General features: G+C 72.4%; 23 protein-coding genes. 6 read left to right on the top strand and 17 right to left on the bottom strand.

Annotated elements, in window-relative coordinates:
- Positions 1–100: 100 nt before the first annotated feature.
- A complete protein-coding gene (locus tag AB6L24_RS18260) occupies positions 101–445 on the top strand; it encodes a hypothetical protein (protein WP_405656452.1) in 345 nt (114 codons plus the stop codon).
- Positions 446–503: 58 nt separating this feature from the next.
- On the opposite strand, the gene AB6L24_RS18255 is transcribed toward AB6L24_RS18260, so the two are convergent.
- The 5 genes from AB6L24_RS18255 to AB6L24_RS18235 all read right to left on the bottom strand — a co-directional run bounded on the left by AB6L24_RS18255 (position 504) and on the right by AB6L24_RS18235 (position 5,421).
- A complete protein-coding gene (locus AB6L24_RS18255) occupies positions 504–953 on the bottom strand; it encodes a hypothetical protein (protein ID WP_405656449.1) in 450 nt (149 codons plus the stop codon).
- A 59-nt stretch (positions 954–1,012) separates the two neighbouring features.
- Positions 1,013–2,122: an o-succinylbenzoate synthase gene (menC, locus tag AB6L24_RS18250; protein WP_405656447.1), complete on the bottom strand. Its 1,110-nt coding sequence runs from the start codon at positions 2,120–2,122 to the stop codon at positions 1,013–1,015.
- A gap of 56 nt (positions 2,123–2,178) precedes the next feature.
- Positions 2,179–2,913, bottom strand: a complete 735-nt coding sequence (locus tag AB6L24_RS18245) for a GNAT family N-acetyltransferase (RefSeq protein WP_405657210.1) — start codon at positions 2,911–2,913, stop codon at positions 2,179–2,181.
- 191 nt (positions 2,914–3,104) lie between these two features.
- Positions 3,105–4,187 carry a M20 family metallopeptidase gene (locus tag AB6L24_RS18240; protein ID WP_405657209.1) on the bottom strand — a complete coding sequence of 361 codons (1,083 nt, stop codon included), beginning with the start codon at positions 4,185–4,187 and terminating at the stop codon, positions 3,105–3,107.
- Positions 4,188–4,398: 211 nt separating this feature from the next.
- Positions 4,399–5,421: a dipeptidase gene (locus AB6L24_RS18235; RefSeq protein ID WP_405656445.1), complete on the bottom strand. Its 1,023-nt coding sequence runs from the start codon at positions 5,419–5,421 to the stop codon at positions 4,399–4,401.
- A gap of 265 nt (positions 5,422–5,686) precedes the next feature.
- Between AB6L24_RS18235 and AB6L24_RS18230 the strand changes: the two genes are divergently transcribed.
- Entirely contained in the window at positions 5,687–6,832 is a 1,146-nt protein-coding gene (locus tag AB6L24_RS18230) for a serine hydrolase domain-containing protein (RefSeq protein ID WP_405656444.1), read from the top strand.
- Between the two features lie 62 nt (positions 6,833–6,894).
- Here AB6L24_RS18230 and AB6L24_RS18225 read toward each other — a convergent pair whose 3' ends face one another.
- The 3 genes from AB6L24_RS18225 to AB6L24_RS18215 form a co-directional block, all read right to left on the bottom strand.
- The gene (locus AB6L24_RS18225) at positions 6,895–8,502 is read right to left on the bottom strand and encodes a PucR family transcriptional regulator (RefSeq protein WP_405656443.1); all 1,608 of its coding nucleotides are present in this window, start codon (positions 8,500–8,502) and stop codon (positions 6,895–6,897) included.
- A gap of 342 nt (positions 8,503–8,844) precedes the next feature.
- A complete protein-coding gene (locus AB6L24_RS18220) occupies positions 8,845–9,360 on the bottom strand; it encodes a lytic polysaccharide monooxygenase auxiliary activity family 9 protein (RefSeq protein WP_380849409.1) in 516 nt (171 codons plus the stop codon).
- Positions 9,361–9,615: 255 nt separating this feature from the next.
- A complete protein-coding gene (locus AB6L24_RS18215; RefSeq protein WP_405656441.1) occupies positions 9,616–10,236 on the bottom strand; it encodes a TetR/AcrR family transcriptional regulator in 621 nt (206 codons plus the stop codon).
- Between the two features lie 216 nt (positions 10,237–10,452).
- Between AB6L24_RS18215 and AB6L24_RS18210 the strand changes: the two genes are divergently transcribed.
- Complete coding sequence (locus AB6L24_RS18210; protein WP_405656440.1) at positions 10,453–11,082, top strand: MSMEG_1061 family FMN-dependent PPOX-type flavoprotein; 630 nt, start codon at positions 10,453–10,455, stop codon at positions 11,080–11,082.
- Between the two features lie 159 nt (positions 11,083–11,241).
- Positions 11,242–12,156: a PDR/VanB family oxidoreductase gene (locus AB6L24_RS18205; protein ID WP_405656438.1), complete on the top strand. Its 915-nt coding sequence runs from the start codon at positions 11,242–11,244 to the stop codon at positions 12,154–12,156.
- A gap of 40 nt (positions 12,157–12,196) precedes the next feature.
- On the opposite strand, the gene AB6L24_RS18200 is transcribed toward AB6L24_RS18205, so the two are convergent.
- Positions 12,197–12,319 carry a hypothetical protein gene (locus AB6L24_RS18200; RefSeq protein ID WP_405656436.1) on the bottom strand — a complete coding sequence of 41 codons (123 nt, stop codon included), beginning with the start codon at positions 12,317–12,319 and terminating at the stop codon, positions 12,197–12,199.
- A gap of 548 nt (positions 12,320–12,867) precedes the next feature.
- Between AB6L24_RS18200 and AB6L24_RS18195 the strand changes: the two genes are divergently transcribed.
- Entirely contained in the window at positions 12,868–13,515 is a 648-nt protein-coding gene (locus tag AB6L24_RS18195; RefSeq protein WP_158798878.1) for a response regulator transcription factor, read from the top strand.
- 37 nt (positions 13,516–13,552) lie between these two features.
- Here the strand turns inward: AB6L24_RS18195 and AB6L24_RS18190 are convergent, their stop codons facing one another.
- Positions 13,553–14,398, bottom strand: coding sequence for a crotonase/enoyl-CoA hydratase family protein (locus tag AB6L24_RS18190; RefSeq protein ID WP_405656434.1), 846 nt, complete (start codon positions 14,396–14,398; stop codon positions 13,553–13,555).
- A gap of 209 nt (positions 14,399–14,607) precedes the next feature.
- Here AB6L24_RS18190 and ccrA point away from each other — a divergent pair, with 209 nt between their 5' ends.
- Positions 14,608–15,954, top strand: coding sequence for a crotonyl-CoA carboxylase/reductase (gene ccrA / locus AB6L24_RS18185; RefSeq protein WP_405656432.1), 1,347 nt, complete (start codon positions 14,608–14,610; stop codon positions 15,952–15,954).
- A gap of 58 nt (positions 15,955–16,012) precedes the next feature.
- On the opposite strand, the gene AB6L24_RS18180 is transcribed toward ccrA, so the two are convergent.
- The 7 genes from AB6L24_RS18180 to AB6L24_RS18150 all read right to left on the bottom strand — a co-directional run bounded on the left by AB6L24_RS18180 (position 16,013) and on the right by AB6L24_RS18150 (position 24,770).
- Positions 16,013–16,825, bottom strand: coding sequence for a class I SAM-dependent DNA methyltransferase (locus tag AB6L24_RS18180; protein ID WP_380849430.1), 813 nt, complete (start codon positions 16,823–16,825; stop codon positions 16,013–16,015).
- Positions 16,826–16,885: 60 nt separating this feature from the next.
- Complete coding sequence (locus tag AB6L24_RS18175; protein WP_405656430.1) at positions 16,886–18,232, bottom strand: aspartate aminotransferase family protein; 1,347 nt, start codon at positions 18,230–18,232, stop codon at positions 16,886–16,888.
- 146 nt (positions 18,233–18,378) lie between these two features.
- Entirely contained in the window at positions 18,379–19,359 is a 981-nt protein-coding gene (locus AB6L24_RS18170; RefSeq protein WP_405656428.1) for an amidohydrolase family protein, read from the bottom strand.
- Complete coding sequence (locus tag AB6L24_RS18165; RefSeq protein ID WP_405656425.1) at positions 19,343–21,070, bottom strand: AMP-binding protein; 1,728 nt, start codon at positions 21,068–21,070, stop codon at positions 19,343–19,345. Before AB6L24_RS18165 ends, AB6L24_RS18170 begins: the two co-directional genes overlap by 17 nt.
- The gene (locus AB6L24_RS18160; RefSeq protein ID WP_380849440.1) at positions 21,067–21,894 is read right to left on the bottom strand and encodes an SDR family oxidoreductase; all 828 of its coding nucleotides are present in this window, start codon (positions 21,892–21,894) and stop codon (positions 21,067–21,069) included. The genes AB6L24_RS18165 and AB6L24_RS18160 overlap by 4 nt, the downstream gene beginning before the upstream one ends.
- A 49-nt stretch (positions 21,895–21,943) precedes the next feature.
- Positions 21,944–23,482 carry an SDR family NAD(P)-dependent oxidoreductase gene (locus tag AB6L24_RS18155; protein ID WP_405656423.1) on the bottom strand — a complete coding sequence of 513 codons (1,539 nt, stop codon included), beginning with the start codon at positions 23,480–23,482 and terminating at the stop codon, positions 21,944–21,946.
- Positions 23,475–24,770: a beta-ketoacyl-[acyl-carrier-protein] synthase family protein gene (locus AB6L24_RS18150; RefSeq protein ID WP_405656421.1), complete on the bottom strand. Its 1,296-nt coding sequence runs from the start codon at positions 24,768–24,770 to the stop codon at positions 23,475–23,477. Before AB6L24_RS18150 ends, AB6L24_RS18155 begins: the two co-directional genes overlap by 8 nt.
- Positions 24,771–24,795: the final 25 nt, after the last annotated feature.

The raw sequence follows: 24,795 nt of genomic DNA, 5'->3' as shown, positions 1-24,795 counted from the left end.
GGCCGCCGTCCGCCTCTTCCCGCGGAGCGGCGGCGCGCGAAGGCCTCACCGGGAGAGCGCCGAGGCCCGATCCCCCCGATCCCCGAGGAGCGACATCATCATGGCTGCACACAGGAGGGCCGTCCGGAGCCTGCTCGCCGCCTGCGCCGCCCTTGCGCTGGCGACCGCCCTGCCCACCAGCGCCCAGGCCGCCACCGGCAAGTTCCACTACAGCGGCACGGACGGCTCCAACAATCTGCTGATCAACCCCACCGACGGCCTCTGCCTCACCCTCACGAGGACCTCGCTCGGCGTCGACAACCAGACCGACACCAAGGCCACCGTGTACGCGGGCTCCGGCGCGTTCGCCTGCCAGGGCGCCAAGGAGACCGTACCGGCGGGGACGGGGGTGACCTGGGGCACCTACCGGGCCAACTCCGTGTGGTTCGGGGCCGGGGCGCCGTAGACGCACGCCGTCACGCCGAAGTGCCGTCGCGCACGGAGGTGGGGACGCGGGCGGGGTCTCATGGGGTGCGGGGTGCGCCGAGGTCGTCCAGGAAGTCGGTGTAGGCGCACAGCCGGGCGGTGTAGTCGCGGATCAGGGCCACGCACTCGTCCAGGTCCCGCGCCTCCACCTCGGGCAGTTCCCGCAGCACCTCCCAGAGTTCGTCGCCGTCCCCGGGGTCGGGGTCGGCGCCCGCCTCGCCCGTCACGACGAACACCCCGTCACGCAGATCCACCACCACGTCCACGCGGGCCTCGCGCCGGTCGCCGCGCCACTCCCCGCCCACCAGGTCGAACGAGACGCCGACAGATAGGTGGGCCTCGACCGCGGGCGGCATGATCCCGCCGTAGCGCGGCCTGACGGCGTCCTGGTGGGCGAGGAACAGGGCGTATCCGTAGGACTGAAAGTCGCGCACCGCTTCGTTGAGCGCTGCCATGAGTACGGCCGCCCCCGCGGCTGCGGCATCCATGGCCACAGGATAGGCGGCCTCCCCTTCGGGCCCACCGATGCTCCGGCGAGCGGCGCCTGTTACAGGGCTATCCACTCGCGGGAGGTCGTGACGTCGTCGAGGACGTCGGGCAGCGGTACGACGCCGAGGCCGGGGCCGGTGGGGACGTCGAGGTGGCCGTCGGCGAGGACGAAGGGCTCCGTGATGTCGGTGGCGAAGTAGCGGTGGGAGCCGGAGGTGTCGCCGGGCAGGGTGAAGCCGGGCAGGGCGGCCAGGGCGACGTTGGCGGCGCGGCCGATGCCGGTCTCCAGCATGCCGCCGCACCAGACGGGGATGCCGTGGGCGCTCGCGAGGTCGTGGATGCGGCGGGCCTCGAGATAGCCGCCGACCCGGGCGGGCTTGATGTTGATGACGGAGCAGGCGCCGAGCGAGATGGCCGCGGCCGCGTGTGCGGCGGACTCGATGGACTCGTCCAGGCAGACCGGGGTGCGCAGCTGCTCGGCGAGGGCGGCGTGCTGCACCAGGTCGTCGTTGGCCAGGGGCTGTTCGATCAGCAGCAGGCCGAGGTCGTCGAGGCCGGTGAGGTGCTGGGCGTCCGCCAGGGTGTAGGCGGCGTTGGCGTCGACCTGGAGGAGCAGCTCGTCGCCGAAGCGCTCGCGCACCGCGCGTACGGGCTCGACGTCCCAGCCGGGTTCGATCTTCAGCTTGATGCGGACGTAGCCCTCGGCGATGTAGGCCTCGACGGCGTCGAGCAGTTCGGGGACGGAGTCCATGATGCCGACGGAGACCCCGCACGGGACCCGGTCCCTGGCGGCACCCAGGTAGGAGCCGAACGACTCTTCGGCGGCGCGCAGTTGGGCGTCCAGGAGGGCCGTCTCCAGCGCGGACTTCGCCATCCGGTGGCCGGTGAAGGGGTCCAGGACCCGGCCCACGGCCTGCACGTCGAGGCCGTCCTTCGGCAGGGCGGGGATCAGGAACTCCCGCAGGACGTGCTGGGCTCCGTCGACGTACTCGGAGCAGTAGCGGGGCTCGGACATGGCCGCGCACTCGGCCCAGCCCTCGCCGTCGGCGGTGACGACGCGGACCAGGAGCACGTCGCGGCTGGTCTCCACGCCGAAGGAGGTGCGGAACGGGGCGACGAGGGGCATCGCGATGCGGCGCAGCTCGACGCCGGAGATCTTGTTCTTCACGGCTGGTGGCTCTCTTTCAGGCGGTGGTCGGGAGTCAGGCGGGGAGCGGGCAGGCGTCAGGAACGGGGCGGGGTGCGTCGGACCACGTAGCGGCGGCGTTCGTGGAAGCCGGTGACGCGGGCGCCCTCGGCGAGGAGGCCGCCCAGGGTGTGCCGTACGGCGAGCCGCCAGGCCCGGGCGGCGCCGGGGTCCGTGCGGCGCAGGGCCTCGATGTCGTCGGGCAGGTCGATGAGGACGGTGTCGGCGTCGGTCGCGACGGTCTCCGGCCGGCCCCCGCGATCGCGCAGGGCGTGGACGGCGCCGACGGGCGGCTCGGCCGACTCCGGCGGGGCGGGGGCGGTGAGGTCCCAGGCGGCGAGGACGCGGTCGGACTCGTCGCCGCCGTTGATGGCGTCGTCCATCGCGCCGTAGAAGGAGGTCAGGTACTCCTCCGGACGGGCGCCGAGCTTGACGAGGTTGAAGTAGGCGTTGCGGCGGATGAGCGGGTCGTAGGTCCAGGTGATCTGCGCCAGGCGGCGGGCGAGCGCCCACTGTCGCTGGTGCGTCTTGAGGGCGAGGCCCACGCCGCGGCCCATCACGGCGCCGGTGATGTGCGAGTGCAGGCTGGTGCCGATGGGTTCGCCGAAGAAGGCGACGGACGCCCCGACCAGACGGCCGTCCTCGTACGCCCCCGCCACGTAGTTGCCCGCGTGGGAGAGGGCCCGCATGGCCTCGGCCGAGAGAGGTGACTGGCCGGGTTCGCTGCCCCAGATGTCGGCGTAGAGGAGGCTGACGGCTTCGAAGTCGGCCATGTCGTGGAGTTCCCGGATGGCCGGTCCGTTCGCGACGGGCGATGCGGTGAGGAGGGTCGAGGGGTGCGCCTGGGCCGTCTCGTTCAGGAGCGTGGAGGCGTTCGGGAGGGGCGACGTGTCCGGGAGGCGCGGCGTTTCCGGGAGCCCCTGGGTGTCCGGGAGGCGTGGGGTGTTCGGGACGGGCGATCCGGTCATCGCACCGCTCCGACGAGGCGGGCCAGGAGCCGGGCGCGGTCCGGCATGGTGGCGGTGAGCACGTGTTCGTGGTCGGCGTGCGCGCCGTCGCCGACCGCGCCGAGGCCGTCGAGGGTGGGGCATCCGGCACCGGCGGTGTAGTTGCCGTCGGAGGCTCCGCCGACCGCGGTCTGCGCCAGCGGGCCGAGGCCGAGCCACACGGCTTCCTCGGCGGCCAGGGCGAACAGCTTCCGGGAGGCGTCGGCGGCCAGGGGCGGCCGGTTGGGGCCGCCGTCGATCTGCAGGCGGGCGGCGGGGTTCTGCGGCTCCAGGCCCTTGACGAGCCGGTCGACGGCTTCCTGCGCCGCCGCGGTGGGCACGCGGACGTCCACGCTCAGCTCGGCACGCGCGGGCACGGTGTTGGTCGTGGTTCCGGCCCGCAGCACCGTCGGCGTCACGGTCGTGCCGGGCCCGGTGGCGGCGGTCACGGTGTCGGCGACGCCCTGCAGGGCGAGGAGCTGGTGGGCGAGTTCGGTGGCCGCGTTGACGCCCTTCTCCGGTTCGAGGCCGGAGTGGGCGGCGCGGCCGTGGACGGTGATGTCGTAGAGGGACACGCCCTTGCGGCTGGTCTTCAGCGCGCCTCCCGGGGCCGAGGGCTCCAGGACGAAGGTGGCCGCGCACCGGCGCGCGAGGTCCTCGATGAGCCCGCGTGAGGTGTCCGAGCCGGTCTCCTCGTCCCCGGTGACCAGGACGCAGAGGCCGTCGAGGGAGGGCAGCGAGGCGAGGCCGTGGAACATCTGGACCAGTCCGGCCTTCATGTCGAAGACCCCGGGGCCGCGGGCGACGCCCTGCTCCACCGACCAGGGGTGGGTGGCGAGGGAACCGATCGGCCAGACGGTGTCGTGATGGCCGAGGAGCAGGATCCGCGGCGTCCCGAAGGTCCAGAGCACGTGGGTGATGCCCTCGGTGACCAGGGTGCGGGGCGAGGCGCCGAGCAGTCGGCGGCCCTGCGCCGCGACCACCTGGGCGCTGCGGCCGACAGCGGCGTGGTCGGCCGAGTAGGACTCGCAGGTGACGAGTTCTTCGAGGTCGGCGAGCATGGCGTCCAGGCTCGGCACGGGGCCGGCCGGGTGGTCCTGCTGTGGCTCCGGCCGTGGTTCCGGCTGTGGCTCCGGCTTCGCGGGCGGGCTTTCGTCGTCGTGCGGCACGGGTGGGTCCTCCAGGGTGGATCGGCCACCACGCGGGACGGGCGGCGGGAGCCGCGGGCGTGGTGGGGTGACGGCCTGATTCGGCGTCAGGCCAGGGGCTCGCTCAGCCCATGCACTCGCTCATGAGCCGTCGTACGTTCCCGCCGAGGATCCTGAGGATGTCCTCCTCGGGCAGCCCCCGGCGGACCATCGCCTCGGTGACCCGGGGCAGGTCCGCCGGACCTTCCAGACCGGGGAAGCGGAACATCGGGTCCTCGTCGTCGGCGTTCTCGCAGCAGGGCGGGGTGAGGTCCGCGATGATCTCTTCGAGGAAGTCCGCCCCGAGGCCGACGTGCTCGATCCCGGCCACCGAGACGAGGTGCTCGATGTGGTCGACGACCCGGTCGACGCTCACCGTCGACTCGTCGTCGGTGAGGAAGTCCGCCACGAAGTTCACGCACACCACGCCGCCGGTGCCGGCCACGCCGCGGATCTGCTCGTCGGTGAGGTTGCGGTGGTGGTCCCGCAGGGCGCGGGCGTTGGAGTGGGTGGCGATCAGCGGACGGGTGGCCAGCTCCAGGACATGGGCGACGCCGCTGTCTCCCAGGTGGGAGATGTCGAAGAGCATGCCGAGGCGTTCCATCTCGCGCAGCGCCTCGACGCCGGGGGCGGTCAGGCGGCTGGCGGTGGCGTTCTCCCGGCTGCCGTCGGCGAGCGGCGTACGTCCCCAGTGGGCGATCGAGGCGACGCGTACGCCGAGCCGGTGCAGGGTGGCGAACAGTTCGACGGAGGCGTCGACGCCCGGCGCGCTCTCCAGGGCGAGGACGAGGGCGATCCTGCCGTCGGCGAGGGCCCTGTCGATGTCCGCGCCGTCGCGGCACAGGGCGACGTGGTCGGCGTTGGCCTCGGCGATGACGTGGCCGCACTCGATCATGCGGAGGGTCTGCCGCAGCGCTCCTTCGGGGCGGTACTGCTCGTCGATGAACACCGGCAGGACCTGGATGTCGACGCCGCCCTCGCGCAGTTGCGGCAGCCACCGCTCCCGGAAGAAGCTGCCCCACCGCTTCGGGGGCCGGGCGGAGACGGCCATGAGGAGGTCGTTGTGCGCATCGGCGACGACGGCGCGGTGGTGGAGGCCCAGAGACACGACGGAACCTTTCGCGTGGCGGGGCGGGCGGGCCGTACGGGGTACGGGTGCGGGACCGGGTACGGAACGATGCGGGCGTACGGGACACAACGTACGCACGACGAAGCCCCGGGATCTTGGTCCAACAGGACAAACCAGCAGGTCGATGCTTGGACGTGCGGACAAGTCCGGGGCGCGGAGCCGTCTTTAGAGTGGCGAACCACCACCCCCCTGCACCCACGTGGCCACTTCGGTCACCACCGCACGTACGCAGAAGGAGACATCCATGCGACGCAGGACAAGCGCTGCTGTGACCCTGGCATTCACGGCCTCCTTGATGACGGCTCCGGCCGCGTCGGCGGTGTCGTCGGCGTCCGACGGGCCCGCCGGGTCACCGCGGTGCGACTCCAAGCCCCTCCAGAAGGCGCTCAAGGCACTGCGCGGTGCCGGTGCCTCGGGGATCAGCGTGACGGTGAAGAGTCCGCACTGCGGTGTGCGGAAGAGCGGTGTCGGCCTCGCCGACCTCAGGACGGGCCGCAAGGCCGTCGGCAACGAGCACAGCCGTATCGCCAGCAACACCAAGACGTGGGTGGCGACGGTCGTGCTGCAGCTCGTCGGCGAGGGCAAGCTCAAGCTCGACGACACCGTCGACCGCCATCTGCCCGGTCTGATCCGCACGGAGCACTACGACGGCCGCAAGATCACGATCCGGCAGTTGCTCCAGCACACCAGCGGCCTGCCCGACTACCTGGAGGCGCCGTTCTGGGAGGACGACGAGGAGCACCGCTGGGACCACATCGAGCCCCTCCTGACCGTCAAGCAGGCTCTGAAGCTGCCGCCGCCCGACGACCGGACCCCGGACGGCTTCTCGTACTCCAACACCAACTACAACCTGGCCGGTCTGATCGTCACGAAGGTCACGGGGCGGAGCATCGGAACCGAGATCAAGCAGCGCATCATCAAGCCCCTCGGCCTGCGCGAGACCTACTGGCCCGGTGACCGTGTCACGCTCCGCAAGCCGGACCTGCGCGGCTACGTGGAGCGCGACGGCACCCTCGTGGACAAGACCGAGTGGAACGTCTCCGCCGCCGACGCGTCGGGGGCGCTCGTCTCCTCCGGCGCGGACGTGACGGCCTTCTGGACGGCGCTGATGTCCGGGAAGCTGCTCGCTCCTGCGCAGCTGGCCGAGATGAAGCGGACGATTCCGGATGACTCCGCGGGTTCGCGCTACGGCCTCGGCGTCGAGCGCTACGAGCCCGACCCGGGCCTCGTCGCCTGGGGGCACAGCGGCTACATGGAGAGCGGCCACAAGCTCAGGAACGCCGTCACGGACGACGGCAAGCGGGCCGTGACGCTGCTGATCGGGTCGGAGTCGTTCGACGAGAAGAAGGTGGACTCCGTGGTGAACGGGCTCATCCGCAATCTGCGCTGACCGGCGGCGGCCTTGGGGTTCCGGCGGCGGCGCGCGGCACGGGAGCGCGCGCCTCCGGAGCCTCACCCCGGCACATCGGCGGACCCGGACCCGGCGGCACCGCCGATCCCCGCCAGCGTCCTCAACTGCAGCCAGAGGACCAGTCGTTCGTCGGGGTTCTCCAGGTCGATGCCGAGCTGGCGTCCGGTCTGCTTGAGGCGGTAGCGGCAGGTGTTGGGGTGGACGGAGAGCTCCTTGGCCGCGCTCGCCACGTCGCAGCCGGCGTCGAACCAGGCCACCAGGGTGCGGGCGTAGTCGGTGCCGTGCTCGGCGTCCGCCGCGAGCACCCTCCGCCAGGCCCCCTCGGCCAACTCCCTGCGCTCACGCATCACTTCGGAGAGCCGAAGCAGCGTCACCCGGGGACGCACCTCGTCGACCGTCGCCACCGGCAGCGCGTCGTCGAGCAGCCGCAGGACGAGATCCGCGTCCGCGCGTGAGTCCGCCACCCCGCCCAGGTCGGGCACCACCGCGCCGAGCGCGGCCCGCACCGGCACCCGCAGCGACCGCCCGGCCCGGCGCACGATGTCCTCCGCGAGCCGCCGGTGCCGCAGGTCGCCCACCGCCCGCTCCTGCGGTACGTGGGCGGCGCCCGGCTCCCCCGACGCGGGAAGCAGCGCGTACACCACCCCGTCCAGGAGCACGCACGCGTGCCGTCCGTAGCGTGCCTCGCACTGCAGGCGTACGACGTCGAGCAGGCGCAGCGACGTCCGCTCGGCGTCCGGCACGCTCGCCGCCGAGTCCAGCACGAACGCGGCCACGCGCACCGAGTCGAGGCCCAGGCGGTGGGCGGCCGTCGAGGCGTCCGCCGAACCGTCGAGCAACCGGCGCAGCAGGTCGGTGTTCTGATGGCGCGCCAGCTCCTGGGCCGCGCGGGCGCGCAGCAGGAGCAGCGCGGCCGTGGACGCGCCCTGGGCCAGGGTCTGCTCGGCGTCCGGGGCGAGCGTGCCGTCGTCGACGACCCAGACCGAGCCGAGCGCCTCGCCGCCCGCCCGGACGACGGTGGCGAGCCTCGACAGGCCGCCCTCCTTGAGCGGGGGCAGCCGCACCGGCTTGTCGGCGGCGAACACCCGGCGGACCTGTTCCGCGTTGTCCAGGCTGCCCGGGACCTGCAGGCCGAGGATGCCCTGGCGGCGGTCCTCGTCGACGGGCTGTCCCGGCACGGTGGAGTAGGCGAGGATCCGCCCGCGCGGATCCTCCACCGACGTCGCACCGCCGGTCGCCGCCGCGATCGCGTCGGCCAGCGCGAACAGGTCCCCGAGGCCGCCGCCGTGGGTGTTCCGGCCGTCGACCGCCGAGGCCAGCATCAGGTGCACGTGGTGCCAGGCCGCCTCGTCGTCGACCGTCAGAAGCGCCACACCGCACGCCTCGGCCACGCCGACCGGCCCCTCCCCGCCCCGCACCACGACACCGGCCATCCCGGCCTCCGCCACGTCCCGCACCAGCGCCTCGGCCGCGTCCGCCGACACACCGACCGCGAGCAGCAGCGCTCCGGGCGCGTGCGGCAGCGGAACGTACGCGTCGTACAGCAGCACCTCGGTGACCGGGGTGGCGGGCCCGGCGGGCGCGGTGAGCAGCCGCAACGACGAGCTGCCGACGACGTCCACCAGGTCCCCGAGCGTGCAGGCGTCCATGGGTGCTCCTCGTCGCGTCGGCCTCGGCCCGGGCAGGTCTGCCCGCCCTGGCAGCCCAGGGTGCTCCCCCGAGGCACCCGACCACTTGGCCGATCCCCACAGAAACGTAGGCATCTGTTGGCCGGATGCACAACCCTGGCCGTCCGGGGTCGGCCGTCAGCCCTTCCCTGGCGACGGCCCACCGCCTCCTGAGGCGCGCACGAGGTCCGTCGGCCACGCACGGTGACGGCCCGGCACCCTGAGGGGTGCCGGGCCGTCCGTCATGTCACGCCTCCGCTCGGCGGACGTCTACGTCAGCGAACTTCCACGTCAGTGGATGTCCACCCGCGGCCGATGTCGACCTCAGCGGATGTTGACGTCGATGCACGCGTAGAACGCGTTGGCCGTGTCGCCGATGTTCCAGACCGCGAGGACCTTGTGCCGGCCGGTGGCGCTGCCGAGGTTCACCTGGTGCGAGACCGTCGCGGGGGGCTGCTGGTTGCCGCCGTCGATGGTGGCGACCTTGGTGCCGTCGACGAAGTACTCGTAGTTCGCGGTGCGGTGCCGGGCGGTGAACGTCCAGGTGAACGTCTGTGTCCTGCTGACGTCGCTGACCCGCCAGCCCTTGTTGTCGTTGTCCAGCTCCGCGAACCTCGCGTTGCCGCCGCTGCAGCTGCGCAGGCCCTTGGGGCCCTCGACGCTCTGCGGTTCCCACTTGATCTCGCCGCACGACACCGTGCCCTGGGCGCACTGCGCCTGGCGGCTCGCGGGTGCGTTGACGTAGCCGTGCGCGCTGGCCGAGCCGGTCGGCAGGGTGAGGGCGAGGACCGGTGCCAGACCGGCGCCGATCACGGCGGCTATCTTCCGCTTCTTGTCCATGCGTACTCCTTCACGGCATTGCTTCATGGGGGGGTGACGTGAAGTGCTCTTGGGGCTCGTGGGGGGTGGGGTTGCGGCAGGCCGATGTGGACAGTGGGGCCTGATGTTCGTGGCTGCCGATTAGTCTGGACCATAGACTTTGGCAGGTCACGGTCAAGGGTGATTTCGGGCCACGTGCGGCGGGGAAGGGCGTCGGGGGCCGCCCTGGCGCTGCCCCGGTTCCGGACTTGCGCCGCGCTTGCGGCCCGACGCCGGTCAGGCCGCCGTCAGGTACCGCGTGAGCATGGCGACGAGTTCGTCCTCAAGGCGGCGGGCGTCCACCGAGAGCGGCGCGGCGACGAGCCGATGCACGACCATTTCGACCGCGGACACGACGAGATGCGCGGCGACCTCGACGTCGGTGACGCGGACCTCGGGGTGGCTCGCGAGCAACTCCCGCGTGTAGGCGACCCGTTCCCGCTCGTGCCGGGCCATCCGCTCCGTCAGCTCGGGGGCGTGCGGCGTCTGCTCCATCATGACCTGCAACAACTTCGGGTCGTCCAGGTGGTTGCCGATCACGGCGCGCACGAATCCGCGCATGATCGCTTCGAGGGAGTCGGACCGGTCGCCGTCCTGACGCTCCCTGAGCGCGACCGCCCCGGCGTCGAGGTGCCGGTTCACCAGCTCAAGGAGGATCGCGTCCTTGTTCGGGTAGTACTGATAGAGCGAACCGATCGAGATCCGCGCCCGCTCCGCGATCCGGTTCGTGGTCCCCGCCGCGTACCCGTACTCGGCGAAAACGTGAGCAGCCGCGGCGAGGATCCGCTGCCGGGTCAGCTCGGCCCGCGCCTGACGCGGTTGTCTACGTGCGCGGAGCGAGTGCGGATCCGACGCCATGCCACCCTCCTTCGCGCGCCCCGAAAGCGAGTAGCGCAGGATGCGAGTAATTGCTCACAATGGTGCCACGACCTGCGGGTGAGCGGCGCATGGCCGCCACGGACGGGTGTGTCGGGCCGAGCGCCCTCAGGCCCACCGGACCGACCGACCACCGGCCCGGCCCAGCCCCACCAGCCCCACCAGCCCCACCAGCCCCACCAGCCCCAAGGAGCCTTCGTGACGCAGACCGGTGTCCGCCCCCGGCGGCTTTCCCTGGCCGAAGTCCGTGAGCGGCTCGGACCTCCCGACGCCCTGGTCGAGGCGAAGATCCTCGACCGGATAGACGAGCAGTTCCGCCGCTTCATCGCCCACTCCCCCTTCCTCTCCCTGGCCACGGCCGACGCGGCGGGCCGCGCCGACTGCTCACCCCGCGGCGACTACCCGGGCTTCGTGAAGGTGCTCGACGAGCACACCCTCGCGATGCCCGACCGCCCCGGAAACAAGATCGCCGACTCGTTCCGGAACCTCGCGGAGAACGACGGCGTCGGCCTGTGCTTCCTCATCCCCGGAGTCCGCGAGACGCTGCGGGTCAACGGCAGCGCGTACGCCACCGACGAACCCGACGTCCTCGCCCGGATGCACACCGAGGGCCGCGACGCCGAAATGGCCCTGATCATCGAGGTGGAGCAGGCCTACTTCCACTGCGGCCGCGCCCTCGTCCGCTCCCGCCTGTGGGATCCCGCGAGCCAGGCACTGGCCGACGAGATGCCCACGGCCGGAGAACTCGTCACCTCGCAGCTGGGCTGGGACGTCGACCCCAAGGTCGTCGACGAGGGCCTTGAGGACGCGTACCACACGCTCTACTGACGCCGCGTCAGCCACATCAGTCATGTCAGCCACATCTGCCACATCAGTCATGTCAGTCGCATCGGCCACATCTGCCATGTCAGTCGCATCGGTCGCATCGGCCATGTCATGCGCATCAGCCCTATCAGCCCCACCGATCCGCCCCGAGGTGAATCAGCGATGCAGGCGCAGCACACCGTCGTCGACCGCGTCGACCAAGTGGCCGAGGACGTCGTCTCGCTCGTCCTGCGCGCCGCCACCGCACCCCTGGCGCCCTGGGAGCCCGGCGCGCACATCGACCTGACGCTGCCGAACTGGCTGACCCGCTCGTACTCGCTGTGCGGGGACCCCGCCGACCAGGAGTGCTATCGCGTCGCGGTGCGCCACGACCCGCTCAGCCGGGGCGGCTCGGAGTACATCCACCACTACTTCCGCCCGGGCCGCGCCCTCGAAGTGTCGCCGCCCCGCAACCACTTCCCGCTCCTGCCCGCCCCGCGCTACCTCTTCCTCGCCGGCGGCATCGGCATCACCCCGCTCCTGCCGATGCTGTCCGCGGCCGTCGCCGCGGACATCCCGGCCGCCCTCGTGTACGTGGGCCGGTCGACGTCGACCATGCCCTTCGCCGAGGGGCTGCGCGCGCGGTACGGCGACCGGGTGCGGCTCGTCGCCACCAGCGAGGACGGCCGGCCGGACCTCGGGGCCCTGGCCGACTCCCTCGCGCCCGACGCCCTCGTCTACTGCTGCGGCCCGGTGCCGATGATCGCCGCGGCGCAGGCCGCCTTCCCCGCCGAGCGGCTGCACACCGAACGGTTCCGCCCGGCCGCCCGGACCTTCGCGCCGAACACGCCCTTCGACGCGGTGTGCGCCCGCTCCGGCCGCACCGTCCCGGTCGCCGCCGACCAGTCGCTCCTGGACGCCCTGAAGCGCGCCGGGTACCCGGTGGCATCCGGCTGCCGCGAGGGCGTCTGCGGCAGCTGCGAACTCACCGTGCTCTCCGGCGACCCCGAACACCGAGACGACATCGGCGCCCCCGCCGGACGCATCTACGCGTGCGTCTCCCGCGCCCTCACTCCCGAACTGCACGTGGATCTCTGAGCACTCCACCCGGAGCTCCGCGCGGAACGCGAGCTGCGCACTACGCCATGGTGATCTCACGTCCGGGCAGACGTTCACGCATCTGAACGTGCGGAACCCGGCGGAGTTCGGCCTCCACCACCCCGTCGCCCGGCACCTCGGCGGTCGGCTCGAATCGGCCCACCCGACACTCCTGTCGAGAAATGGCCCGTTCGTGACGCGCGGGAACGGGTACCCCGTGCTGCGGACGCGCCGTCTCCGCAGTCGCCGACCTGCGCAAGTCTCCACCAGTTCACCGATATGGACACCACCGGTACTCGCAGTACCGTACGGTTTCTCGTACACGGTACGACGAGAGGCTGCCGATGAACCGCGCGTCCGTGGCAGTCTCTAGCCAGTCGACTGGCTTTTGCTGAACGGCCAGGAAGGAACGACTCAATCCGATCGCGGATTGTCCAACGGGGTGTCGAGGAACCATAGATTCCGGTCTCGGAATGCCAACGGGGTGTTGTCTCACGATTGATTAAGTGATGTTGCATGGCTCCGAGTCCCGGCCTGACCAGCCCGCGGGAGTCAGCCGCGGACGGCCTCACCGGCCCCTTACGGCAGCAGAGCCCGCCCCTCCTTCACACGCCGCCCTCGGGACGGCGCCCGGAGCGTGGCCGCCGCCGCAACTCGGAGCACCGCAGACCCGACCAGCATCCGCTGCACTCACTGTGTGAGGAGTTCTTCATGCAAGCGTTAGGTGTCCTCGTCGTGGACCGGCATCCCGTCATCAGGTACGCCCTCTCATCCCTGCTGGACACCAGAGTGGCGTGGACCGCCGAGGCGGCGACGAGCGACGAGGCCTGGCACGTCGTCAGGAACTCCTGCCCGGGTGTCGTCGTCCTCGAACTGGAGCTGGAGGGCGCGACCAGCGGCGCCGACCTGTGCCAGCAGGTGAAGGCGATGGACAACTCGCCCCGGGTCGTGGTCTTCACCGGGGACACCTCGCCCGGCGCCGTGGTCGCGGCGATCTCGGCCGGGGCCGACAGCTTCCTGCACAAGAGCGTCGGCAGCGCGGAGCTGGTGGACGCCGTGGTACGCACCCACCTCGGCCAGCGCATGTGGATACTCGGCAAGAACGAACGCGACCACATAGACGTACGGAGCGTCACGTCCGACGGGCTGCCCGCCATCACCCGCAGGGAAGAGGAAGTGCTGAGCCTCGTCCTTCGGCGGTACACCAACGAGGAGATAGCCGGTGAGCTCTCCCTGGCCCCGCAGACCATAAAGAATCAGGTCAGCAGCGCGCTGCGGAAGCTGGGTGTGAGCGGTCGCCGCGAGCTGTTCCGCAAGTACTCCTTCCAGGCGGGCGTGCCCACCGGAGCCAGGGGCTGACCCGGAGCGCCCCCGCAGATGTCGTCCCGCGCAGCTGTCATCCGCCTCCCCTCGAACGCCCCTGGACGAAGTCGCGGGCCCCGGCGCGCGCACCGGGGGAATCGATGATGTCGGCCAGCAACTCACGATGCGAGCGGTACTCGTCGGCCAGCTCCCCGTCGCGCGCCCGGGCAAGCACGGCCTTGCTCGCGAGGACGGCGTGGCCCGCGTGCGCGGCGATCCTCTCGCCAAGTTCACAGGCCGCCGCCACCGCCGTGCCCGCGGGCACCACACGGTTGACCAGACCCAGCTCGAAGGCACGCCGCGCGTCGATCGGTTCGCCGGTCAGAGCCATCTCCATCGCCACGACGGGCGCGATCGCGCGTGGCAGTCGCAACAGACCGCCGGCCGCGGCCACAAGCCCCCGGCGCACCTCGGGCAGCGCGAACCTCGCGTCCGCCGACGCCACCACCATGTCGCAGGCGAGCACCATCTCGAAGCCGCCGCCGACCGCGGCCCCCTCCACGGCGGCGATCAGCGGCTTGGCCGGCGGCCGCTCCGTGAGACCTCCGAAGCCGCGATCCGGCAGGGAGGCGCGCTCACCGCGGGCGAAGGCGGCGAGGTCCATCCCGGCGCAGAACGCCGGCGGAGTACCCGTGAGCACGCCCACCCGCAGCTCCTCACGGACGTCCAACTCCGCGAAGGCTCGCGCCAGTTCCTCCGCCATGGCACGGGTCAGGGCGTTGCGCACCCGGGGCCGGTTCAGCCGCACCACCAGGACCGGGCCGCGCCGCTCGACCAGTACATCGGCAGCGCCCTCGGGGGCGCCGCCGCCGTCGGCCCGGTCCGCTCCGCGGCCGCCGTCCGCCTCGGCCGCGCGGCCCTGCCCGTTCTCTGCGGTCACACCTCTGCCCACCCTGAATCGGCGTGTTACGGGGGTTTGACCAGCCAGCGTAGTGGGGGCCGCGGCGGCCACCTACGCCCTGGAAGTACTCGTCCTGACGCCCGTTTGAGTACCCCCGATGACTGTACGGGCACGCCCGCGCACACGTGCAATCCCTATGCGGGAGGGGGGTCGTCCCCCGATACCGCCCGACGAGGGAGAGGTTTGCCATGGACGCCCTGACGGAGGCCCTGCAGGCCGATGCGCCGACCAGCGAGTGGGAGGGCCTTGCGCCGCCCTCCTCCTATCTGGCGGCGCATCTGCGGGCCGAGGACATGGACCGGTTCGCTCCCGGCGAGGAACGCGACGTCCGCACCACTTTGCATGTCGACACGGTCCCCATGCCCGAACTCGCCCCGGACGAGGTCCTGGTGGCGGTCATGGCCAGTTCCATCAACTACAACACCGTGTGGTCGGCGACGTTCGAGCCCGTGCCCACGTTCTCGTTCCTGCAACGCCTCGGCCGCCAGGGCGGGTTCGCGAGCCGCCACGACCAGCCGTACCACGTCGTCGGATCCGACGCGGCGGGCGTGGTCGTGCGCGCGGGCGCGGGCGTGCGCCGCTGGGCCGCGGGAGACCACGTCGTGGTGAGCTGCGTCCAGGTGGACGACCAGGAGCCGGCCACGCACGCCGACGGCATGATGGGCGCCGAGCAGCGCATCTGGGGCTACGAGACGAACTTCGGGGGCCTCGCCCACTACGCCGTGGTGCGGGCCAGCCAACTGCTGCCCAAGCCCACGCACCTGACGTGGGAGGAGGCCGCGTCCGTGCTGCTGACCGCGGCCACGTCGTACCGCATGCTGGTGAGCGACAAGGGGGCGCGGATCAAGCAGGGCGACATCGTGCTGATCTGGGGCGCGGCGGGCGGACTCGGCGGCTACGCCCTGCAGATGGTGAAGAACGCCGGGGGCATCGCCGTGGGCGTCGTCGGCTCCGAGCGCAAGGCCGAGGCGCTGCGGCAACTCGGCTGCGACGTCGTCATCAACCGCGCCGAACTCGGTCTGGACGCGGTGTCCGACCCCACCCCCGAGCAGACCATCGAGCTGGGCAAGCGGCTCGGGCGGGCCGTCAGGGACGCCCTCGGCGAGGATCCGCACGTCGTCTTCGACTACGTCGGCAAGGCGACGTTCGGGCTCTCCGTCTTCGTGGTCCGGCGCGGCGGCACGGTGGTCACCTGCGGTTCGAGCACCGGCTACGACCACCACTTCGACAACCGCTACCTGTGGATGAACCTCAAGCGCATCGTGGGCAGCCACGCCGCCAATCTGCAGGAGCAGTGGGAGTGCAACAGGCTGTTCCAGCTCGGCCGCCTGACCCCGGTCCTCTCCGACGTCTATCCGCTGGAGAAGGTCGGCGAGGCGGCCGCCCTGGTGCAGCGCAACGAACACCTCGGCAAGGTGGGTGTGCTGTGCCTGGCGCCCGAGCCCGGTCTCGGCGTCACCGACCCCGAGCGGCGTCTGGCCCTCGACCCGGCGGGCAAGAACCCCTTCGCGGCGCGGCGGCCCGCGCGGGCCTGACGGGCAGACGAGTGCGGGCCCGCGCAGCGCGCGGGCCCGCACTCGTCTGTCGGGGCGGCTACTGCTGCTTGCGGTAGACCGACACCGCGTCCCTGCTGTCGTAGTGGAACGGCTCCTTGCGCCAGCCGCCCCAGCGGTCCTCGAGCTCCAGACCGCCCAGGCGGGCCATCAGGTCCTGCTCCGACGGCCACACGAAGCGCATGGTCGCCGCGATGATCTTGTTGCCCTTCTCGCTCATGATGACGTCCGTGCGCTTGACCATCTGCGTCGTCGGGTCGACGTGGTTCATCTCGAACCAGGCGAGCCGGGGGTGCCCGGCGAGGCGCCCGGAGATGCGGAACGGCTCGGTCATGCCGTAGTCGTTCTGCCGCCCGCGCTGGTAGTACGTCATGTCCGGCACGATGTTCTGGACGACGAGCCGCCCGCCGGGCTTGAGCCGCTTGGCGCTGTTGGCGAGGCAGCGGGCCTGCTCGTCCTGGTCGGGCAGGACGAACAGCGTGGCCAGGGCGATGAAGACGACGTCGTACTCCTCCTCGACGTCGACGTCGGCGAAGTTGCCCTCGATGGCCTCGATCTGGTCCCCGCCGGGCTTCTCCTTGAGCTTCTGCAGCATCTTCGGGGACGCGTCGATGCCCGCCACCCGCACGCCGCGCTGCGCGAGCGGCAGGGCCACGCGGCCGGTGCCGATGCCGAGTTCGAGGGCCGTGCCGTCCTTGGCGAGCGCCGCGAGGAAGTCCGCGGCCTCCTCCGCGTCGTCCCGGCTGTCGTCGGGCGTCCAGCTGTCCCAGATGTCGGCGTAGCGGTCCCACTCCTCCGCCGCCTCTTCCTGCCACTGCTTGCTGGTCTTGCGACCGGTGTGCTGACTGGCCATCTCGTCACTCACCTCTCATCACGTGGAAAAATCCCGTTGTCACGCAGTGGCCCGGGGACGTCATCCCATGGCCTTGGCGAAGCCGGACTCGGGAAGGCGGCCCGACTTCACATCGGTGAGCGCGCCGTCGAGCGCGCCGGCTATCTCCGCCACGTCGTCCTCGGTGATGACGAGCGGCGGCATGAGCATCAGGTTCGGCACCACGCGCAGGCTGGAGCTGAGCACGCCCCGCGCCTCCAGGGCCATGCGCAGCTTGTTGACCTTGCCGGGCGACCACGAGGGGCCGCCGGGCTCGCCGAGCTCCAGGCCGCAGAACAGGCCGAGGCAGCGGAAGCCGGTCAGCTCGGGGTGCTGGGCCTGCAGCTTGCCCAGGGCGGCGAGGAGGTCCGACTCGCGTCGGCGCACGTTCTCCAGGACTCCGTCCTCGGTGAGGGCCCCGATCACGGCGAGGGCCGCCGCCGCGGCCACCGCGTGCCCGTCGTTGGTCGAGCCGACGCTGAGCGCGGTGTCGCCCGTGGTGCGCTCGTGCAGCTGCTCGTAGAGCCGGTCGTGGATGGCGACGGCCGACATCGGTACGTACCCCGAGGTGATGCCCTTGCCCAGGGTGATGATGTCGGGCGTGACGTCGGGCAGTTGCCCGGCGCGGGTGAAGTCGCCGACGCGGCCCATGCCGGTGACGACCTCGTCGAAGATCAGATGGATGTCGTGCTCCCGGCAGAACCGGCCGAGGGAGCCCAGGTACTCCGGGGACAGGATGTGCCCGCCCTCGCCGACGACGGGCTCCACGATCACCGCGGTCACCCGCTCGGGGCCGAACTCGCGGATCAGCCGCTCCATGTCGCTGACGCCGGGCGTCGCGCCGTGGGAGAACGGGCCCGGGGCGTGGTGCACCTCGGGGAGCATGGGGCCGGTCTGGTGGTGCAGATAGGGGACGCCGGTCACCATGCCGGCGCCGGGGCCCTGCCCGTGGAAGCCGTCCCACATGGCGAACACGGCCATGCGCTCGGGCTGTCCGGCGCGCAGCCGCAGGAAGCGGGAGAGCTGCAGGGCCATCTCCACCGCCTGGGCGCCGTTGCTGGCGAACCGGACGTGGTTGATGCCTTCGGGCAGGTGCCGGACGAGGGCCTCGGCGCAGTCCACGGTGACCTGGGCGGGGCGGCCGTAGCCGTAGCTGTTGGCGAACGGCAGCTTGTCGACCTGCTGCTTGATGGCTTCCTTGACGCGTGTGTTGCCGTATCCGAGCGTCACGTTCCACAGTCCGGAGCGGCCGTCCAGGTACCAGCGTCCGCCGGAGTCACGGACACGCACACCGTCGGACTCGGCGAGCAGGTCGTCGGAGGACAGCGCCTTGAGGTAGGGGCGCGGCACGCCGCTGTTCCACAGGGCGTAGTCGGCGGGGTCGATCACGATAGGTCCCTTTCTCTTCTCTGCTGGGTGCGCTCGCTGACGGTGGTCGGGGGTGCGGGATGGGGAGTGGGTGCGGGTGGGTCGGGGGGTGTCGGCGGTGCGGGTGGGTCTTGGGGGTGTCGGCGGTGCGGGTCGGCGCACGGGCGTCAGCCCGGTCCGAGCCCGAGCAGCCGGGCCGCGTTGCCGTACAGCCAGGCGTCGGTGACCTCGTCGCCGAGGCCGAGGTCGGCCACCTGCCGGGCGAGCGCGGCGACCGGGTCGGCGTTGACCCAGGTCGCCGAGCCGAACAGGACCCGGCCGCGCAGCGCGGTGCTGCCGTACAGGAGCAGGGGCTCCCAGCCCGATCCGGGGCGGGCCATCCACGGCGGCCGGTGGGAGGAGATGTCGAGGTAGACGTGGCGGTGGCGCTGGGCGACGGAGACCAGGTCGAGCACCCAGGGCCAGGCGGCGTGCCCGGCCACGACGGGCAGTTCGGGGTGGCGCAGGGCGATCCAGTCGACGTTGCGGGGGTGGCACAGCTCTGCGGCGTGCCGCGAGAAGTGGTGCCCGGTGTGCAGCCACAGCGGCATGCCGAGCTCCTGCGCCCGGGCGTAGACCGTGTCGTACGCCGCGTCGCGCGGGTCGACGCCCTGCCAGAACGGGGTCACGGCGAAGCCGCGCATGCCGAGGCCGTGGCACCGTTCCAGTTCGGCGACGGCCAGGTCGGGGTCGGTGAGGTCGATGCCCGCCCAGGCCTGCAGCCGGTCGGGGGCCTTGGCGGCGACGGCGGCGACGCGGCTGTTGACGTCGTCGCCGTCGGCGGTGGCGCCGCCGCAGCTCATCAGGACCTGGTGGACGACACCGTTGTCGTCCATGTCGGCGAGCAGCGCCTCGGTGTCCACCCGCTCCGGTCGGCCCGCGACGAGCAGGTCGACCGCCCCGTCCTGGTCGCCCGCGTCCAGGCGGGCCCGGAAGCGGGAGTGGTCGGCGCCGAAGACCGCCGTGGCGTGGCGGCCGAAGGCCCGCAGATACGTCGGTGCCACCGCGCCGAGCCCCTGGAAGTACGTGCGCCAGCACTCCCGGTCCAGGGCCAGCGCGCACACGTCGATCACGCGGTGCGCGGCGGCCGGTTCAGCGGATGCGGTCACGGGTGACCTCGATCCCTGCGGCCACCCGGTCCCAGGTGTCGGGGGTGACGCCCTGGGCGCGCAGCGTCTCCTTGCGGACCTTGCCGGTCTCCGTCACGGGCAGCTCGGCGACGACCCGCAGATAGCGCGGCACCATGAAGTGGGCCATGCGCGGCCTCAAGTGGGCGAGGAACTGCTCCGGGTCGAAGCGCACCCCGGCCCGCAGCACGAGGGCGGCGAGTATCTCGTCCTCGGCCTGCTCGCTGGGCACCGCCACGGCCGCGGCGAGGGCGACGGCCGGGTGGCTGAGGAGTTCGGCCTCGACCTCGGCGGAGGAGACGTTCTCGCCCCGGCGCCGGATGGCGTCCTTGATGCGGTCCACGAAGAAGTAGTCGCCGCCCTGTTCGCGAAGGACGGCATCCCCGGTGTGGAACCAGCCGTGCCGCCACGCCGCCGCGGTCGCCTCCGGCATGCCGTGGTAGCCGTGGAACAGCGACCACGGCCGGTCGGCACGCAGCACGAGCTCGCCCGCGCGGCCGTCCGGTACGTCGATGCCGTGCTCGTCGACGACCCGGCACTGCACGCCGGGGCGCGGCCGCCCGCAGCTGCCGGTGCGCTGCGGGTTGAGCGGGGACACCAGCGGTGCCGACGTCTCGGACATGTTGAAGCCGGTGTAGACGTCCACGCCGAAGCGGCGGCCGAAGTCGAGGGCCTGGCGCGTCAGCGGGATCACGCAGGCGGCCCGCAGCGGATGGTCGGTGTCGCCCGGGCGGGGCGGCAGGCCGAGCAGGAAGTCCACCATGGCGCCGAGCAGGGTGCACATGGTGACCTCGTGCCGCCGGACCACCTCCCAGAACTCAGCTGTCCTGAAGCCCTCGGTGACGACGACCGAGCCCCCGAACAGGAGCATGCAGTACGCCACTTCGGTGCCGCCGCCGTGGCACAGCGGCAGGTTGAGCAGGTACCGGTCGTGCTCGGTGATGTCGTCGTCGAGCAGCGCCGTCACCGTCGAGTAGTGGTGGACGTAGGAGACCAGGACGCCCTTGGAGGGGCCCGTGGTGCCCGAGGTGTAGATCACCGCCATGGTGTCCCAGGGGGCGACAGGCCGCTCGGGCGGCGCGAAGTCCTCCGGCCGTCCGCGCAGCGCCGACGGGCCGTGGACGCGCGGGGCGCCGGGCAGGGCGTCGGGCCACGGGTCGTCGGGGCCGCCGCCGAGGACGACGACCTCCTGGAGCTCGGCCCCGTCGGTGTGCTGGAGCCGGTCGACGAGCAGCGCGTGGGCGACCAGGACGCGGGCGCCGGAATTGGCGAGCACGTGCCCGAGCAGGTTGCCCCGGTAGGCGGTGTTGACGGGGACGTGGACGGCGCCCAGGAGGTTGACGCCGTACCAGACGCGCAGCGCGTCCCGGCCGTTGGGCAGCCAGCACAGCACGGTGTCGCCCTGGCGCACGCCCAAGCGGTACAGGGCGGCGGCGGTGGCCCGCGCGTCGTCGTAGGCCTGGCCGTACGTCCACTCGGTGCTGTCGCCGCCGTCGGCGGGGTCGTCGAAGATGGCGTACACGCGGTCGGGGTGTGCCTGGGCGCGGGCGGCGAGCAAGTCACCCGTCACGCAGTGCGCGGCGTCGGGCACCCGGGGGTCACCGGGCGGCAGGATCTCGACGAGGCGTTCGGGCGCCTGCTCGGCCTGCTTCGTCGCCGCGGCCGGGCCGGGGGCGGTCGTGGCGCCGGTCATTCAGGGATCCCGGGCACGTCGACCATGTGGCCGCCGGAGGTGTCGTAGTGGCGCAGCGTCCGCAGGTACTGCTCCCAGTTGACAAGGGTCTGCGCGTTCCTGCTGACGGGGCGCACGGGTATCAGCGGGCCGATGCTGACCGCGGGCGGGCGGGTGACGGCCCACAGCACGACGTCGGCGATGTCCGCGGGGTCGAGGAGGTCCCTGACCTCCACGCCGAGGGTCTCGGGGTCCTGGGCCAGGTCGGTGCGCACCCAGCCGGGCAGCACGGCGACGGCGCGCACGCCCAGGTGCCGGTTCTCCAGGTCGATCTGGGCGGTGAGCGCGTTCAGGGCGCGTTTGGTGATGGAGTACGGGGCCGACCAGTCGGCCTGCAGCAGGCTGCCCTCGGAGCTGATGTTGACGATCCAGCCGTGGCCGCGTTCGCGCATGCCGGGCAGCACGGCGCGGGCCAGCAGGAACGGCACGTCCAGGTTGAGGTGGAAGGCCTGCCGCCAGTGCCGGGGGTGGGTGTCGTGGATGGGTCCGGTGCGGGCGAGGGCGGCGTTGTTCACCATGATGTCGATGGGGCCGAGGGCCCGTTCGGCGGCGGCCACCGTGTCCTTGGGGGCGCCGTCGGCCGCCAGGTCGGCGACGAGGGTGACGGCGGGCACCTCGTGGCCCGCCACGTCCTGCTCCACGGCGGCGAGCTGTTCCTTGCGGCGGGCCACGAGCGCGACGGAGGCACCCGCCTGTGCGAGCGAGCGGGCGATGCTCGCCCCGATCCCGGACGAGGCGCCCGCGACCAGCGCCACCTTGCCCTTCAGGGGCCTGTCGTCGGTCACCTGCGGTCTCCTTCCGGCACGGTGGGGTGGGGGCGGGGCACGGAGGGCGTCACTGCCGTGGTCCTTCCTCTAGGGGGTGCTCGGACGGGTCCAGGTGCGGCAGTCCGGCCAGGCAGTGGCCGCCGCCGTCCACGCGCAGCTTCGCTCCGGTCAGACCGGCCGCCGCGGGGCTGATGAGGTAGCAGACGAGCGCCGCGACCTCCGTGGGCTCACTCATCCGCCCGGTGGGCACGAGCCGGTTGGTCGCGTCCAGGAACGCGGGGTTGGTGACGTCCGTCATCGGGGTGCGGACGAAGCCCGGGAGCACGCTGTTGGCCCGCACCCGGTACCGGGCGGCCGAGGTGGCGAAGTGGCTGGTGAACTGGGCGGTCGCGGCCTTGCTCAGGCCGTAGCTCGCCAGGTTCGCCACCGGTGCGCTCACCGCGGCGAGCGAGGAGACCACGGCCACCGCGCCGCCCCTGCGGGACGCGGCCCAGTGCTTGAGCAGCGCGTCGCACGTACCGGCGTACGAGAGGGAGTTGAGGGCGAGGAGCCGCTGCCGGTTGTCGGCGTTGTCGCCGGTGCCGTCGAAGGAGACGGCGCCCGCGGCGTAGGCGAGGGCGTCGACGCCCCCGGTGCGCTCCCAGGCCTCGTGCACCAGGCCGGCCGCCCGCGCCGGGTCGGACAGGTCGGCGGTCACCACCCAGGCCCTGCGGCCCAGTTCGCGGACCTCGGCGGCGAGCTTCTCCAGCTCGGGGCGGCGGCGGGCGACGAGGACGACGTCGGCGCCGCGGGCCGCGCTCTCCCGGGCGATGCCGGCGCCGATGCCGCTGCTGGCCCCGGTGACCATCACGACGTGTCCGGTGAGCCGGAACGGATCGGCTCCGTCGGTGTCGGCGGCGGCCGGGGCGGGGCGCGGCGGGCGCGCCGACGGCATGGGCACGATGCCCGCGTCGAGTCCGCCGTCCAGGGGCAGGGTCTCCCCCGCCACGCTGCCGAAGCCGCGCGAGGCCACCAGGCGCAAGGCCGCGGTGAGTTCGGGCGGGGTGACGGGGCGGCGGGTGACCAGGTGGCGGAGCAGTTCGCCCTCGGCCTCGGCGGTCAGCTCGTGCCCGAGGAACGGGGCGTAGCCGACGCGCACGGTGTTGGCGAGCACGCCTTGGGTGGCGCACCGCTTGGCGAGGTGCTGCCACCAGGCGTGGTCGGCCGCCCGCTCCGCCGCGCACTCGGGCTCCGCGTCGTCGTGGACGTGCGGGCCCGCGTCGGTGACCAGGACGGCGCGGCCGTCGCCCCGGCGGGCCATGGCCTCCAGGACGCGGGCCACGTGCGCGCGGCGCAGCGACGCCGAGGCGCGGCTGCCGAGCGCCTCGTTGCCGAGGGCCACGACGCAGTACACGTCGGGGGGTTCGGGGGTGTCCGCGCCGTTGACGGCGGTGACGTGGAAGCCGAGGCGCTCCCAGGCCTCCTTGACCGCGCGGGTGTGGACGGCCCCGGGGGTGGATTCGAGGAGGACGTGGCGGCCGACGGGGGCGAGGGAGTCCGTCTCGAGGCGCGGCGCGGGGGCCGACCCGGCCGTGCGCTCTTCAGGCACAGTCCGCTGTTCAGTCATCGGAGCCTCCCACGAGGATGGCGCTGGCGACGGAGCCGATGGTGTAGTTGAGGCTGAGGGCGAGGTCGACGCGCGCGGTCCTGCCCTCCGTCCCGGACACCGGGTCGAAGGTGCACACCTCGGCGGGCTTCTCGCAGTTGGCGGTCGGGGCGATGTGGCCGTGGCCCATCATCTGGAGCGTCGCCGCCACCCCGATCACGCCGAGCGGCGCCCCGCTGTGACCGAACACGGCCTCCTGGACGGTGACGGGCAGGCTGGCCGTCCGCTCCCCGAAGATCGCGGGCATGATGTTGCCCTCCATGAGGTTGAACGCCCGGTCCCCGGTCGCGGCGCCGTTGACGTAGTCGATCTCGTCGGGCGAGGCGAGGCCCGCCATGCAGGAGCGCGCGGCGCGCACCGCCCCGGCGCCGTCGGTGTCGAGGGCCAGGTTCGGCTGGGCGTTGCGGGTGGTGGTCTGGCCGAGGATCCGGCCGTAGCTGCGCGCTCCCCTGCGGCGGGCGTGCTCGCGGCTCTCCAGGATCAGCGTGGCGGCGCCGTTGCCGTAGTTGAGGCCGGCGGCCCGCTCGTCGTAGGGGCGCATGGGTTCGTCGATGAGGGTGGCGGTCTGGGGTTCGGTCCCCATGACCGACCGGGCCTCGAGTTCGGCGTACTGGCGCAGGCGGCTCTCGCGCCAGTAGTCGGCGCCGGTGACGACGGCGACGTCCGTCTCTCCCGCCGCGATCATCCGGGCGGCGTTGCCGATGAGTACGGCGGACGAGGCGCATCCGCACGACAGCGTGTAGCTGGGTCCGGTGGCGCCCACGAGGCCGGCCTGGGTGGTCTCGACGTCCGACATCACCGCGCCCAGGACGTTGCGGAACAGCACCGCGCGGGCCTCGCTCGGGCTGATGTGCCGGGTGTCGGCGAGCAGCACCGGCAGGTACGTGTCGACGATGGCGTCGGCCGTGGCGTTGCGGCCCGCGAGCACCGCGGCCTCGCGGAGCGCGCCCGTGCGCCAGTCGAGCGTGGCGTCCTCGCACGCTTCCAGGAGGGCGAGGAGTCCGTAGAGGTGGATGTCGGAGTACTTCGCGAGGAAGCGCGGCGGGATCTCCGGCAGCCGGGCGGCGACGGACTCCGGGTCGAGCGGAACGCTGCCGAAGTACGTGCCGTCGTCCTGTGCCAGGAACGAGTCGCCGTGCGCGACGGCCGTCCAGAACTGCTCCGGTGTCGCCGTGGGCGCCCCGCGCCCCGGCAGACAGAAGCCCATGCCGGTGACGAGTGCGTCCCGGGGGCTCTTGGTCGTGGTCACCGCTCGGACCCCTTTGATCGGATTC

The organism is Streptomyces sp. RK9, assembly GCF_045070545.1.
Lineage (GTDB): Bacteria > Actinomycetota > Actinomycetes > Streptomycetales > Streptomycetaceae > Streptomyces > Streptomyces alboflavus.
The sequence above is the reverse complement of the archived record's forward strand: the minus strand, read 5'-3'. Positions and strand labels throughout refer to the sequence as shown.

Excerpts from the sequence above, each read along its gene's own strand:
- AB6L24_RS18225 (WP_405656443.1), bottom strand. The coding sequence starts at position 8,502 with ATGGACGCCTGCACGCTCGGGGACCTGGTGGACGTCGTCGGCAGCTCG.
- AB6L24_RS18195 (WP_158798878.1), top strand. The coding sequence starts at position 12,868 with ATGCAAGCGTTAGGTGTCCTCGTCGTGGACCGGCATCCCGTCATCAGG.
- AB6L24_RS18205 (WP_405656438.1), top strand. The coding sequence starts at position 11,242 with ATGCAGGCGCAGCACACCGTCGTCGACCGCGTCGACCAAGTGGCCGAG.
- AB6L24_RS18220 (WP_380849409.1), bottom strand. The coding sequence starts at position 9,360 with ATGGACAAGAAGCGGAAGATAGCCGCCGTGATCGGCGCCGGTCTGGCA.
- AB6L24_RS18165 (WP_405656425.1), bottom strand. The coding sequence starts at position 21,070 with ATGACCGGCGCCACGACCGCCCCCGGCCCGGCCGCGGCGACGAAGCAG.
- AB6L24_RS18230 (WP_405656444.1), top strand. The coding sequence starts at position 5,687 with ATGCGACGCAGGACAAGCGCTGCTGTGACCCTGGCATTCACGGCCTCC.
- AB6L24_RS18260 (WP_405656452.1), top strand. The coding sequence starts at position 101 with ATGGCTGCACACAGGAGGGCCGTCCGGAGCCTGCTCGCCGCCTGCGCC.
- AB6L24_RS18240 (WP_405657209.1), bottom strand. The coding sequence starts at position 4,187 with ATGCTCGCCGACCTCGAAGAACTCGTCACCTGCGAGTCCTACTCGGCC.
- ccrA (WP_405656432.1), top strand. The coding sequence starts at position 14,608 with ATGGACGCCCTGACGGAGGCCCTGCAGGCCGATGCGCCGACCAGCGAG.
- AB6L24_RS18245 (WP_405657210.1), bottom strand. The coding sequence starts at position 2,913 with ATGGCCGACTTCGAAGCCGTCAGCCTCCTCTACGCCGACATCTGGGGC.
- AB6L24_RS18215 (WP_405656441.1), bottom strand. The coding sequence starts at position 10,236 with ATGGCGTCGGATCCGCACTCGCTCCGCGCACGTAGACAACCGCGTCAG.
- AB6L24_RS18180 (WP_380849430.1), bottom strand. The coding sequence starts at position 16,825 with ATGGCCAGTCAGCACACCGGTCGCAAGACCAGCAAGCAGTGGCAGGAA.
- AB6L24_RS18255 (WP_405656449.1), bottom strand. The coding sequence starts at position 953 with ATGGATGCCGCAGCCGCGGGGGCGGCCGTACTCATGGCAGCGCTCAAC.
- AB6L24_RS18155 (WP_405656423.1), bottom strand. The coding sequence starts at position 23,482 with ATGACTGAACAGCGGACTGTGCCTGAAGAGCGCACGGCCGGGTCGGCC.